Origin of the sequence: Bartonella sp. CM31XJBT (assembly GCF_028618555.1) — a bacterium.
Classification (GTDB): domain Bacteria; phylum Pseudomonadota; class Alphaproteobacteria; order Rhizobiales; family Rhizobiaceae; genus Bartonella.
Map to the genome: position 1 here is coordinate 1 of NZ_JAQITD010000031.1, position 13,698 is coordinate 13,698.

11 protein-coding genes are annotated in these 13,698 nt (G+C 36.3%); 6 read left to right on the top strand and 5 right to left on the bottom strand.

All coding sequences use genetic code 11. The features are described from left to right. Positions 1-254: 254 nt before the first annotated feature. Positions 255-1,793, bottom strand: coding sequence for a histidine ammonia-lyase (gene hutH, locus PVV63_RS09015; protein WP_273791578.1), 1,539 nt, complete (start codon positions 1,791-1,793; stop codon positions 255-257). A gap of 1,311 nt (positions 1,794-3,104) precedes the next feature. Then, positions 3,105-3,914, bottom strand: coding sequence for a trans-aconitate 2-methyltransferase (locus tag PVV63_RS09020; protein ID WP_273791579.1), 810 nt, complete (start codon positions 3,912-3,914; stop codon positions 3,105-3,107). Between the two features lie 390 nt (positions 3,915-4,304). On the opposite strand from PVV63_RS09020, the gene PVV63_RS09025 reads away from it, so the two are divergent. From PVV63_RS09025 to parE, 4 genes are all read left to right on the top strand, one after another. Next, positions 4,305-4,937 carry a LemA family protein gene (locus tag PVV63_RS09025; protein ID WP_273724085.1) on the top strand — a complete coding sequence of 211 codons (633 nt, stop codon included), beginning with the start codon at positions 4,305-4,307 and terminating at the stop codon, positions 4,935-4,937. Beyond that, the gene (locus PVV63_RS09030) at positions 4,937-5,788 is read left to right on the top strand and encodes a YgcG family protein (RefSeq protein ID WP_273791580.1); all 852 of its coding nucleotides are present in this window, start codon (positions 4,937-4,939) and stop codon (positions 5,786-5,788) included. The genes PVV63_RS09025 and PVV63_RS09030 overlap by 1 nt, the downstream gene beginning before the upstream one ends. A 146-nt stretch (positions 5,789-5,934) precedes the next feature. Further along, complete coding sequence (lipB, locus tag PVV63_RS09035; RefSeq protein ID WP_273791581.1) at positions 5,935-6,672, top strand: lipoyl(octanoyl) transferase LipB; 738 nt, start codon at positions 5,935-5,937, stop codon at positions 6,670-6,672. Between the two features lie 81 nt (positions 6,673-6,753). Beyond that, a complete protein-coding gene (gene parE, locus PVV63_RS09040; protein WP_273791582.1) occupies positions 6,754-8,820 on the top strand; it encodes a DNA topoisomerase IV subunit B in 2,067 nt (688 codons plus the stop codon). Between the two features lie 17 nt (positions 8,821-8,837). Here parE and recJ read toward each other — a convergent pair whose 3' ends face one another. Continuing rightward, positions 8,838-10,622, bottom strand: coding sequence for a single-stranded-DNA-specific exonuclease RecJ (recJ, locus tag PVV63_RS09045; RefSeq protein WP_273791583.1), 1,785 nt, complete (start codon positions 10,620-10,622; stop codon positions 8,838-8,840). Positions 10,623-10,918: 296 nt separating this feature from the next. Between recJ and rplM the strand changes: the two genes are divergently transcribed. Next, positions 10,919-11,383: a 50S ribosomal protein L13 gene (rplM, locus tag PVV63_RS09050; RefSeq protein WP_015856544.1), complete on the top strand. Its 465-nt coding sequence runs from the start codon at positions 10,919-10,921 to the stop codon at positions 11,381-11,383. A gap of 2 nt (positions 11,384-11,385) precedes the next feature. Further along, positions 11,386-11,871 carry a 30S ribosomal protein S9 gene (gene rpsI, locus PVV63_RS09055; protein ID WP_015856545.1) on the top strand — a complete coding sequence of 162 codons (486 nt, stop codon included), beginning with the start codon at positions 11,386-11,388 and terminating at the stop codon, positions 11,869-11,871. 311 nt (positions 11,872-12,182) lie between these two features. On the opposite strand, the gene PVV63_RS09060 is transcribed toward rpsI, so the two are convergent. Together PVV63_RS09060 and PVV63_RS09065 are read right to left on the bottom strand one after the other, a co-directional pair. Continuing rightward, the gene (locus tag PVV63_RS09060) at positions 12,183-12,548 is read right to left on the bottom strand and encodes a response regulator (RefSeq protein WP_005773308.1); all 366 of its coding nucleotides are present in this window, start codon (positions 12,546-12,548) and stop codon (positions 12,183-12,185) included. A gap of 539 nt (positions 12,549-13,087) precedes the next feature. Next, complete coding sequence (locus tag PVV63_RS09065; protein ID WP_273791584.1) at positions 13,088-13,447, bottom strand: hypothetical protein; 360 nt, start codon at positions 13,445-13,447, stop codon at positions 13,088-13,090. Between the last annotated feature and the right edge of the window lie 251 nt (positions 13,448-13,698).

Sequence of the window (13,698 nt, forward strand, 5' to 3'; positions counted from 1 at the left end):
AATATTATTTAACTTAGATTAAAATTTCTGATAGAAATCAGAAAGTATAGGTACTTTAAATTTATAGTTTCTATAAAATTATGATGCTAAATCAGATCCCTATAAAATAATAAAATATCTAGTTGACTATAAATAACATATATATATACATAATTCATTAAATAATTCAAATATAGTATTGATCTTCTATATTTTCATATGAGGAAGTTTCAAAATTCAATATCCGCCCTTCATCATTGTCCTTAAAACAAATATTATTGAAAACTTAATGAAGGAAAAATTGTTTCTGGTAAAACAGATAATAAGTGCCCTTCACGCACAAGTATATGTGCTTGATGAAGATCTGGAGCCAGATAGCGATCTTCCTTAAGAGAAGCAACATTTTTGCGTAAACATTCCATAACAGATTGCAAAAAAGTACTTGTTTTTAAAGGTGCACGATATTCAATTCCTTGTGCTGCAACAAGCGTTTCAATGCCAATAAGTGTAAAAAGATTTTCGCTCATTACCAATAACCGACGAGCTCCATGACAAGCCATTGAAACATGATCTTCTTGATTGGCTGAAGTTGGGGTTGAATCAACGGAAGCAGGATGGGCCATTTGCTTATTTTCAGACATTAAAGCTGCCGCTGTTACTTCAGCAATCATAAAACCTGAATTAAGACCCGCATTATGCGCTAAAAAAGCTGGAAGTCCATAAGAAACTGCTGGATCAACCATAAGAGCAATACGCCGTTGAGAAATAGATCCTATTTCACATAAAGCAAGAGCAATCTGATCAGCAGCAAACGCTACAGGTTCAGCATGAAAATTCCCACCTGATACAACTTCACCATTCCTTAAAATCAATGGATTATCTGTAACAGCATTTGCTTCAATAATCAGTGTTTTTGCTGCTGCCAGCAAAATATCAAAACATGCCCCCATGACCTGTGGCTGGCAACGTATACAATAAGGATCTTGTACACGCTCATCACCCCGTAAATGTGCTGCACGAATTTCTGAATCCTCTACAAGCTTTTCTAATGTTTTCGATACGGCAATCTGCCCATAATGTCCTCGTAAAATATGAATATCAGGATGAAATGGCGCCGTTGATCCCATGATGGCATCTGTCGTCAAGGCCCCTGCCAACAATCCACCACACAATGCCCGATAACCTCGAAAAAGACCGGCAAGTGCGAGGGCTGTTGATGTTTGAGTCCCATTAATAAGAGCTAGACCTTCCTTTGCCTCTAAAATAATAGGGGACAATCCCGCTTTCTCTAATGCAACAGCTCCACTCATACGAATATTTTGAAAAAATGCTTCCCCTTCTCCCATCATAACAGCCGCCATGTGAGCAAGTGGAGCTAGATCACCTGAAGCACCAACAGACCCTTTTTCAGGGATGACAGGAATGACGCCCTTTGCAAGCATATTTTCCAGCAAATTTACCAATTCTAGACGAACTCCTGAAGCTCCTCTTCCTAAAGAGATAAGCTTTAAGCTCATTATCAAACGCACAATATTTTCAGCTAAAGGTTCTCCTACCCCACAACAATGGGACAAAATAAGATTTCTCTGTAAAACAGTAACATCGTCCGCATCAATTTTAATGGAAGCCAACTTCCCAAAACCAGTATTAATACCGTACACAGGCTCACTTCCAGCAGCAATTTCAGCAATGCGCAGTGCCCCTTTCTCGATAGCTAAATGCGTGTCATTATGAAGTTTACTCACTTCACCATTAAAATAAATAGCCGCAAGTTCACTAAGCGTCACCTCGCTCGGTTTCAGTATAATAGTCATAATTTACTTTCTTTTTTATCAAAGTATAATGTTTAGCATTATTGATGCTTCTATAAAACAAAAAAACTATAACGACTCTTTAAAGCGAGAATACTTTTTTAAAGGTATTCCTTATAATGGAGTTATTATTCAAAAGTAGAATAGTTGACGATAAATGAAAATGAAATATTGACAAACACAACTAAGGTCATGGATTTCAAAAATAGATAACGCATTAATTTATAATTATAATCTAGCATGATTCATATTAAATGAGAGAGCGGAATATCTTAAGACTCTCTCATTCCAAATCTGTGTATGTTGAATCAATCAACACCATTCGCTTGCACGTCATAAGCGAAATTGGCGTATAGATAAAACTGTAAAAAAAAGGACTACTCCTCTTATAAGCCGTGTCAAGAGCTGTCGCAACATTGGGAGATGACAAAGTGTGTGATAGTGCAGGCTTATTCTTTTATGAAGCGTAAAGATGGAGAACTCAATAGATTTATCATTAAGCTATTCCTACTAAACTTATAAAAATCTTAGACAGATAGCTGTCACAATCTATCATGATTGCAAAAATTAAACTCTATAGAAAATTAAAAAACTTATTCAACACATCACAACAGAGAAGAAATTGAGCTTTTTTGCTACTTCTAAAATTGTATTTAAAGCGCCAGATTTAAACCTAAAAAGCACATCTTCAATAAAACCACACAAGACTCGCCCTAACCCGTTATTTAAAATAAAAATAAAAGAAGTTTTCTTATATCAAAAAATTTAATTAACATATTGTTTTTATATTATATCTTTAAAAAAGAGAAATGCTCCATATAACATATTTATATTTTACTTTTTTGTTATATTGAATCTGAATTTAGAAATAATTTCAAAATGAGTTGTTTTTTAAAGGTGCTTCCAAGCCATTACCTTTTTTACTACAAATTTCTGATTATGATAATTTTTATACTTTTTCAGTTGTTTTTGTCAAAATTTATTAAAAACACTCTCATTTAATAATAAAAAACAATCATAAAAACAAAGAATTATCAAATATTTCTATTCAATCTACCTCTTCTTATTTTATAAAATAATCTGTTGTTAAACTGCAGTAAAGAAAGCGCTTCAATACTATAATGCAGTGCATAAATTTTCTATTTAAACTCTCTCATATCAAGTGAACAATGAAAATCAGACGTAATAAGATGTCAACGTGAATGCTGAAGAAAAAAACCGTCCCCCTCAAAATCTGCCTTAATAAGGCGTTAATTTCCTGAATACCGCCTACTCTGATGTGCTAAAAGAGCAAAAGTAATCATCGATATCAGATTATCCCGCATACATATAGAGCTCACTTCGATACAAAAGCTCCAAATTGCCTTGCACTTCATATTTCTTTATCAATGAGACCAATTGCCGCAAATATTCTTCCCCATAGCAAGCAATAGCGCGTTGCGCTTGCGTTGAAGAGCGGCTCATTCCAATAAAAGCTTCAGATGGGATCATCATCGTCCAATTATGCGTATGAAAAAAAATCTTTTCTGGATCTACCCCAAAGCCATCACTCATTTCCTGTAAAAAATCAAAATTACGATAATAACGGGAATAGTTCGGACTCATTTTTTCTAACAATGTCTCATAAGCCTCTAGAAATTCGCTATGCTTGAAATCGCGATTATTTTGAATAACCGCCATGACACCATTGACTCGAAGTTGATCTGAAACAGAACAAAGCAACTTGGGACGATCCATCCACTGAAACGCTTGCGCTGCAATGACAAGATCAACCTCGCCAATTTGAGGCAATAGGTCTTCGGCACGGCCCTGATACCACTGCACCGTAGGAAATTTTTTTCGCCCCTGCTTAATCATATCTGCCGATACATCGATAGCATGATATTGGTGCTCATTTCCTAAAAATTTAACAATTCCCTCTAATGCGATGCCTGTCCCAGCACCCACATCCACAATGGACAAATGCTTTTTGTTCTTAAAAGAATGGAGCATGGTTTTAAATAAAGTGAGGGGGTAGCGAGGACGATAACGATCATAATCATTAGCCAATCCATCAAACTTTTCACTTTGCCGTTGAACACCTTCTATCACAGGATTTTCCGCCTCCTTCACAATTACTACCATACATAGTTAAAAAGCCTTTTTTGTCCAATCTATTAAACATAACTTCTAAAGGAGTGAAAATAAGAACTGCCCTTACCTTCTATCTTTCCATAAGATTGATACTTACATTTTTCCCTTTTCCAATTGTGATCTGCACATTGTGAAACACAAAAATACTACGAAAATAATATAATTTTCTGTAATAATAATTGATATAAATATTATTGAACTTTTATAAGATGACATCTATATTACCCTTATTATTTTAATATCAACGAGTCACTTAAGCGTGCCTAAAACGCATAGAGATGTCGATTTATTGATAAATATGCCTGTTTATAAAATTCAAAACACTTTCCACCAAGAAGATAAACCCTATATAATACATAAAATATCTGTGGAGACATCTTTATGTTAAATGTACAAACTTCTTCAATTTCAATGTTTAAAATATTAAAACAATTTTCAATCGTGATTTTTTTGGCATGGTTAGTGCCATTTTTAAGTGGGTGCGGATTTAATACGATACCAACAAATGAAGAAAAAGCACATGCAGCATGGAGTGAAGTGCTCAATCAATATCAACGTCGTACAGATCTCATCCCCAATCTTGTAGAGACAGTTAAAGCTTACGCAGCTCATGAACAAAGCGTTTTCACAAATGTAATTGAAGCACGTGCTAAAGCAACGCAAGTCAACATTAATGCAGATATGTTGAATAATCCAGAAGTTATGCAGCAATATCTCAAAAATCAAGCAAATTTATCAAGTGCACTTTCGCGACTTATGGCTGTTGTTGAAAACTATCCGGATCTTAAAGCAAACCAGAACTTTCTTGCTCTTCAATCACAATTAGAAGGAACAGAAAACCGTATTTCCGTTGCGCGCCGCGATTATATTGAAACAGTACGTGCCTACAATACTGCACTCAAAACAATGCCGACGATGATTTGGGCAAAATTATGGTTTCGTGATGCTAAACCTATGCCAACTTTTACCATCGATACTGATAGCCAACAAACACCAAAGGTTAATTTTAATTAATGAAATCATTTCGATACTCTTTGCAACGTATTGTATTTCCACAATTATGGGCTTTTATCTGCTCTCTGTATTTAGTTGCTGCATTGGGAAGTATCGCTTGTTCGCAAATAAAATTTCCTCATTTAACAGGTTATGTTAATGATGTGGCTCATTTGCTCGATAATGCAACCAAGGAAAACTTGACAAAAAAACTGGCAGCACTCGAAGAGAAAACGGGAGATCAAATTGTTCTTGTGACACTCCCTACTCTTTCGGGCAATGATATAGAAACATACAGCAATTCTCTTTTTCGTACATGGGGATTAGGCCAAAAGAAGATCAATAATGGTGTATTACTGGTCATTGCACCGAATGAACGCACAGCACGTATCGAAGTAGGATATGGTTTGGAAGGAGAGCTAACAGACGCTCTTTCCTCTGTCATTATTAATAGCTTCATGATTCCTAATTTTCGCGAAGGAAATTATCAAAAAGGAATTGCTGAAGCAGTTGATGCAATTATCAAAGTTATTACAGAAAGTAATTCTGATTTTACTTTTCGTATCAAAGAAAAAGCTAAAATCGTTGAAGAACAACGTAAACAAGCTGAAAAAGAAGAAATGGTAATCAATGCAATTATGTTTTTAGCCTTTTTTATAATGTTTGGTCTTCCTATTCTTGCAATGATTTTTGGTAAAAAAGTGGGTCCACAAAAGTATCTCTGGCTGGGGATCATCTTCACACCTTGGTTTCTTAACTTAAGTGCCGGTGGCAGATATCCTGGTGGAAGGTTCGGTGGTCCTCGAGGTGGAGGGGGCTTTAGGGGTGGTGGTGGATCATCAGGTGGGGGCGGTGCAACAGGAAGATGGTAAAAGGAACGTGGATTTTTAAGCGTAGCAAATCTTCTTAAGATAAAATTTATGAACGTATTCTCTTTTATTCAACAATTCTATACCTTACTCTGTAATCACTTTTATTGATTACAATATAAACTCAAACATCAAGATAAATATTACCAATGACATTTGAATTGAAACATACGGATCGTAATCACTTATCACATCATTTTAATGCAATTCTAGGAAATCCACCCGTTGAATGGAAGATAAGTGATCATCTAGTTGAGTATCCTGAAGCTCTGCGTTATATGCAAGAACGTGTAGAAAAAATTCTTGCAAAAACCGCGCATGAACAAGTTTGGCTTCTTGAACACCCTTCCCTTTATACAGCGGGGACGAGTGCAAATAAAAAAGATCTTTTGGCGCCTAATTTATTCCCTGTTTATGAAGCAGGACGTGGAGGTGAATTTACATATCACGGTCCAGGACAGCGTATTGCTTATATCATGCTTGATCTTAAACGCCGAAAACAAGACATTCGTGCTTTCATTAGTGCATTAGAAGAATGGATCATACAGATGCTTGCAAACTTTAATATTAAAGGCGAACGCAGAGAAGATCGCGTTGGTGTCTGGATTAAACAATCTCATTGCCCATCAAAACAAAATGATCTTTCTTCCGAAGATAAAATTGCAGCTATTGGCATTCGAGTGCGAAAATGGATAAGTTTTCATGGAGTTTCTATCAATGTTAATCCTAATTTAGCCCATTATTCAGGAATTGTTCCTTGTGGAATTACAAACCACGGTGTAACGAGCTTTCTTGATCTAGGTTGCCCTGTAGCAATGCATGATATTGATATCGCTCTCAAACACGCTTTTGAACAAATTTTTGGTCCAACAATTGATGTTTTCTAAGTGCATTGATTTTTAAATAAAAAACAGGCATAAAATTATTTTAATAAATATTTTATTTTATGAGGTAGATAGTTAAACGCTATGAGCGATAACAAAAAGGATCTTTTTAGTGTTTTAAATAAAGCCCAATCTCGGGTAAATACAAAAGAAAACACTCTGCAGCCTCCAATGAAATCAAAAGCGATGATTTCAAGAAAAAGTGCAAAAGATACGCAAGAAGATGACTATAATGCCCTCTCTATTCGAGTTCTTGAGGGTTTAGAGCCCGTGCGTTTACGCCCTGGAATGTATATTGGTGGAACAGACAGTAAAGCGCTTCATCATTTATTTGCCGAAATTATTGATAACGCGATGGATGAAGCTGTTGCGGGTTATGCAGATTCTATTGAGGTCTCATTAGATAGGAACGGTTATATAACCGTTACAGATAATGGACGCGGTATTCCTGTCGAAAATCATCCTCAAATGCCTGAGAAATCTACTCTTGAAGTTATTATGACACAACTCCACTCCGGGGGAAAATTTGATGGAAAGGCTTATCAAACTGCAGGTGGACTTCATGGAGTAGGAATTTCTGTCGTCAATGCTCTTTCTGATGATATGGAAGTTGAAGTTGCACGAGAACGAAAACTGTACCGCCAACGTTTCTCACGCGGTATTCCTCAATCTGGATTGGAAGATCTGGGAGATGTTTATAATCGTCGTGGTACGCGCGTTCGTTTTCATCCTGATCATGAAATTTTTGGTGAAAAAGCAGCTTTTGATCCAGAAAAAATCTATAAGATGACATGCTCCAAAGCCTATCTTTTTGGTGGCGTAAAAATTCGCTGGACTTGTGATCCTGTCATACTTGAAGGCGCAAAAAATATTCCTGAAAAAGCTGTTTTTCATTTTCCCAATGGGCTTAAAGACTATTTACTTGCGTCACTAAAAGATGAATATCGAGTAACGTCAGAAATTTTTTCTGGCAAAACACAACACAATAATGGCCATGGCTCGGTTGAATGGGCTATCGCTTGGCATGGTGGTGATTCTTGTGTGCAATCTTACTGCAATACGATTCCTACAGGAGAAGGCGGAACGCACGAAATAGGATTACGTCAAGCTCTTTTGCGTGGATTGAAATCCTACGCTGAGTTAATAGGAAACAAGCGCGCAGCGATTATTACGTCTGACGATATTATGATTTCAACAGCCGCAATACTTTCAGTCTTTATCAGTAACCCTGAATTTGTTGGACAAACAAAAGATCGATTAGCAACCATTGAAGCACAGCGTATCGTTGAGAATGCAATCCGCGATCCTTTTGATCATTGGTTAGCAAATTCCCCGCAAGAATCAACAAAACTTCTCGATTGGGTTATTGAACGTGCTGAAGAACGTGTTAGACGACGCCAAGATAGAGAAATAAGTCGAAAAACTGCTGTCCGCAAATTACGTCTGCCCGGTAAACTTGCAGATTGTAGCCAGAACCATGCTGTGGGTGCTGAATTATTCATTGTTGAAGGGGATTCTGCAGGAGGATCTGCTAAACAAGCAAGAAATAGAGCAAACCAAGCAATTTTACCTCTTCGTGGTAAAATCTTAAATGTCGCCAGTGCTGCACATGAAAAAATGAACTCAAGCCAAACAATTAGCGATCTTATCCTTGCTCTTGGATGTGGAACACGCTCCAAGTATCGTGAAAAAGATCTCAGATATGAACGTATTATCATCATGACAGATGCTGATGTTGATGGTGCTCATATTGCGTCACTGCTCATTACCTTCTTCTTTCAAGAAATGCCTGACCTTATTCATCAGGGACATTTATATCTCGCCGTCCCTCCCCTTTATAGAATATCGCAAGGAGGAAAAGTTGCTTATGCTCGTGACGACATTCATAAGGATGAATTGCTCAAAACTGAATTTACTGGAAAAGCTAAAATAGAAATCGGGCGTTTTAAAGGGCTGGGTGAAATGCGCGCAGAACAACTTAAAGAAACGACTATGCATCCTCAAAAACGTACATTGCTTCGTGTTTCTATTGATGCCGTGGAAATGCAAGAAACGAAAAAGACTGTAGAAAGTCTCATGGGAACAAAACCAGAAGCACGATTTCGTTTCATACAAGAAAATTCTACTTTTGCTTCTAATCTAGACATCTAATGTAAAAAATATCCCTTTCAAACCACTGCGGCTGCGTCAATCACGCGCAGCTGCGGATTGATCGTTCCATTCCAATAATTCAAACTAAGATGACCAGCTAAATGAATCATTTCACCAATATTTTCAAAAAGAAAATCACCAAGCGATGTCCCTACAGCACGAAAAGCAATTCCTTGCAGTTTTTTTCCTTCAACATTAGATACAATGAGGCGAAGATGTCCTTTACCAACTTCAGATAGATTCACCAGTCGATGAGAGGGAAGAACAAAAACAGGTGTTGCATTCCCTGCCCCAAATGGCCCTGCTTTTTCAAGCAATTCAAACAGCGTTTCATTAACACCAGAAGCAGAAAGAGAACCATCTATACTAAGAGATTTTTTTGCACGCAACTGTGAAACCATTAAAGAAACTTTTTCTTCTAGCCATTTTCGAAAAATTTCAATTTTTGTTGATTGAATTGTAATTCCTGCTGCCATACTATGTCCCCCTCCTTTTTCTAATAAATTTAATGTAACAGCTTCACGAACGAGTGCTCCTAAATCTATACCATTAATTGAGCGTCCCGACCCTACGCCATTTCCATCTTCTTTCAAAGCAATAGCAAAAACAGGACAAAAAAAACGCTCTTTGAGACGGGAAGCAAGAATACCAATAATTCCCGGATGCCATTCTTTATGTGAAATTACAAGCGATAATGGTATTTCTTGATCTTGATAAAGAGAAGTAATGTAAGATTCCGCTTGTGCTAATTGAATGTTCTCCATTTCTTGGCGTTCTTGATTAAGCCGATCTAATTGTTCTGCTATTCTGTCCGCTTCATCTTTATTCTCACAGCTAAGTAAACGTGCTCCCAAAGCTTGATCACCAATGCGCCCTCCTGCATTAATTCTAGGACCTAACAAAAAACCTAAGTGAAAACTATTAAGCGGCTCCCCTATTCGTGCAACCTTTGTTAAAGCTGTTATTCCTAGATTATGCATAGAACGAGCAACTTGAAGCCCTTTTATCACAAAAGCACGGTTAACCCCCTGTAATGGAACGACATCACATATGGTTGCCAATGCAACAAGATCAAGCATACTTAAAAGATCAGGCAGCTGCCCTTGGAATTGTTTTTTCCGCAGCAAATGATGAACCCAAGCTAACGTAACAAAAACAACGCCAGCTGCACATAAATGCCCCTGTTTAGAAAAATCATCAGGGCGATTAGGATTGACAAGAGCAACGGCTTCTTGATGAATCTCTGACATTTGATGATGATCTAAAATCACAACATCAGCACCAGCAAGCCTCGCTGCTTTTACGGCATCAGGACTGTTTGCGCCACAATCAACAGTGATAATTAACCGAGCGCCTTCTTGCACAAGCATCCTCATTGCTTGTTCATTAGGACCATAGCCTTCAACAATACGATCAGGAATATAAATTTTGACTTCAATACCAAAATAACGAAAAAAACGCGCTATGAGTGCCGATGAACAAGCACCATCAACATCATAATCACCAAAAACAGCAACCTGTTCTTGATTGAGAAGAGCCTTAACAATACGCTCTGCAGCGCATTGCATATCCCTAAAACTTTCTGGATCAGGCATAAGCGTACGTAATGTTGGATTAATAAAAGCAACAGCCTCAGCTTCATCCACATCTCTTGCTGAAAGTACTCGAGCTAACTGATCTGGAAAGCCAAATTTTTGAGAAATAGCGCGCGCATTATTTATCCCTTGAACATCAAGGGCATCTAACCAAGCTTGACCACAAGCAGAAGATTCAACATTGAGAAAATAACGAGACCACTGCATTATTTCTTATTTTATAATGAAGAACAATAAAATACAATCATGCGTTAAAGATAAAATAGTTTTTTGCAACATTCATTTTAAGTTTAAATGGTCTACAAACTTCTTTTAATGGGGTATTATAATACCTTTCTCATAACATGTTGTTTTATAAAGTTTTTATTTTCTCTTGACGTCAATCAAAAGACATTATATCAGAGCAAGTAGTATGCGTTAAATATTTCGCTATGGTAACAATTTTCAACGCAAAACAGTAAAAATTCCCTTATATTAAAAGGGTTCTAATAAAGGATACTTCTATGGCAACTTTTTCACAAAAGCCAACTGAAGTGGTGAAAAAATGGGTTATTATTGACGCAGAAAACCTTGTTTTGGGTCGTCTTGCCACATTTGTTGCTAACCGCTTACGTGGCAAACATAAAGCTACATTTACTCCACATGTTGATGATGGTGACAACGTTATTGTCATTAATGCAGATAAAATAGCTCTCACTGGCAAAAAATATACGGATAAAAAATATTATTGGCATACCGGCTATATTGGTGGAATCAAACAACGTACAGCACGTCAACTTCTTGAGGGACGTTTTCCCGAACGCGTTATTGAAAAAGCAGTAGAGCGCATGATTCCTCGAGGGCCTCTTGGTCGCCGTCAATTGAAGAATCTACGTGTTTACGCTGGAAGCCAACATCCACATGAAGCACAACAGCCTGAATCTCTTGACGTTGGTGCTTTAAACCGCAAAAACAAAAGGATTGCTTGATTATGGCTGAAATTAATTCTCTTTCTGAGCTTAGCATAGTAACAAGTATTACAGAAACACATGAAAATGTTGTTCCTGTCCACGTGCAAAAGCTTGATTCACAAGGACGTGCTTATGCAACAGGAAAGCGTAAAGACGCTGTTGCACGCGTATGGATTAAACCAGGTTCTGGAAAAATCACAATCAACAATAAGGAATTTGACAAATATTTCGCTCGTCCTGTTCTTAGAATGATTCTTCGTCAACCAATTGTTGCAACAAATAGGGATACCCAGTTTGATATTATTGCAACCGTTGCAGGCGGTGGTCTTTCCGGACAAGCCGGTGCAGTGCGCCATGGCATTTCCAAAGCTTTAACCTATTATGAACCAGAACTTCGCTCAATCTTGAAAAAAGGTGGTTTTCTTACCCGTGATAGCCGCGTTGTTGAACGTAAAAAATACGGTAAAGCAAAAGCACGTCGTTCTTTCCAATTCTCAAAGCGTTAATTTCAATTTTTGTACAATGCATAAAGCCTCGGACAAAACCGAGGCTTTTTCCCCTACTAAAACAGACTTTTAGATGAATGTAGGAACAAATCTATACCGATTAGAAAAAACAAGAATGCAAGACAACCTCCTCTCTTAAGATAAAAGGCAAGAAAATAAACCGAAAAATCTCGAAACTTCAGTTTCAATTTTTAAAATCTGTTTTACTAACTTGAATATATCCACGTGCTAAAGCAGAAAAATATTTGCACGAAAACTTTAGCAATTTTATAAGCTTTTCAATATTTTTTTCTATCATCACTTAACAAGCTTTAGTCCACAAAATGTTTTACCATTGTGATAAAATGAGGAACAGAAATAGGCTTTGACATATATTCTTCACATCCACTGGCACGAATTCGCTCCTCATCGCCTTTCATAGCAAAAGCTGTTACAGCAACAACAGGGATTGATCGAAGTTCTTCATCTTCTTTTAATTGTTTAATAACATCTATTCCAGAGACCTCTGGCAACTGGATATCCACAAGGATAAGAGATGGCATTGATGAACGCGCCAAATCTAATGCCATAAGACCATTACGCGTTTCAACAGTTTCATAACCACTCGCTTCTACAAGATCACGGAATAACTTCATATTAAGCTCATTATCTTCCACGATCATGACTTTTTTTGACATTCGTATAACTCCACCCTTCTCAAATAAAATAGAGAAATAGAAATGAATCCACATTCTCTTTGCTTAAGATAAAATGATAAAATGAATTGTAAACCACAAAGAGATTAAAAGATTCCAATAAAAGCATTTTTTACAAATATTTGTAAGACGCATCGCTATACTTATTCAGTTCATCAGTATAAAATCCACAATAACCATAAGTATTGTATTACCCTATATTTTTGAGTGAATACGCACCGTTTATGAATATCTCAATTCCAGCATATGCATTTTCATCATAGAAAAAATATCAAATACAAACTTAGCTCAAATGCGTATTTTGAAGAGAAAAAATTTAATTAACTTTAAAAAGCAGCTGATTATTTAAATTTAATGTCCCCTATACTGCCATCCCCCAACAATATCTTAATGATATTAAAGGATAAATTTACCATATTATTAAAAGTAAAAAATAAATAAACCGTGATTAAACATCACGGTTTATTTAATATAAAATATTCAACAACAGAATAATTCAAAGTTCATCAAGGAATTATCTTTTAATTCAAAGCCCATGCACTATAAGCAAAAGCATCGAATGCTCTTCCACCTGTCTCTCTGTTAGGACTCGGCGGTTTTCTAGTAAAGAAATATACAAGATATGCGATTAAACCAAAAATCGCTGCCTCCATCCCCATTAAACCCGCGACTTTTTGGACATTTTTCTCAGCCCCTTGTCCTCCAAACTGGCTAATAATCATATCAACAGCTTTAATAACTCTATTTTCCTGTGTCATTACAGAAATGAAACCAGCATTTTGAAATCTATCATTTAAAGAATCAGCATTGGCTCCTAAAACCTGTGAAAAGAAAATAGCTACTGCAACAAAACATACTATACAATGCTTGAATATTTTCATCATAAACACCTATTACAATATTTAATAAAATAAATTTTCTTTACCGCCCCCTCTAAATAGAAAACATTACATCATCTATCGATAAAGTATATTTATCTTCTAATAACAAAAAATATAATACAAAATTTAATTAACAGTTTTATTTTAATTGTTAATTTTATATTATATTACATTTACAATATATCCGTTACATGTTTATTTTAATATTGTCAATTATTTTATTCGTGTTTTAATAATGTATAATTTAATGG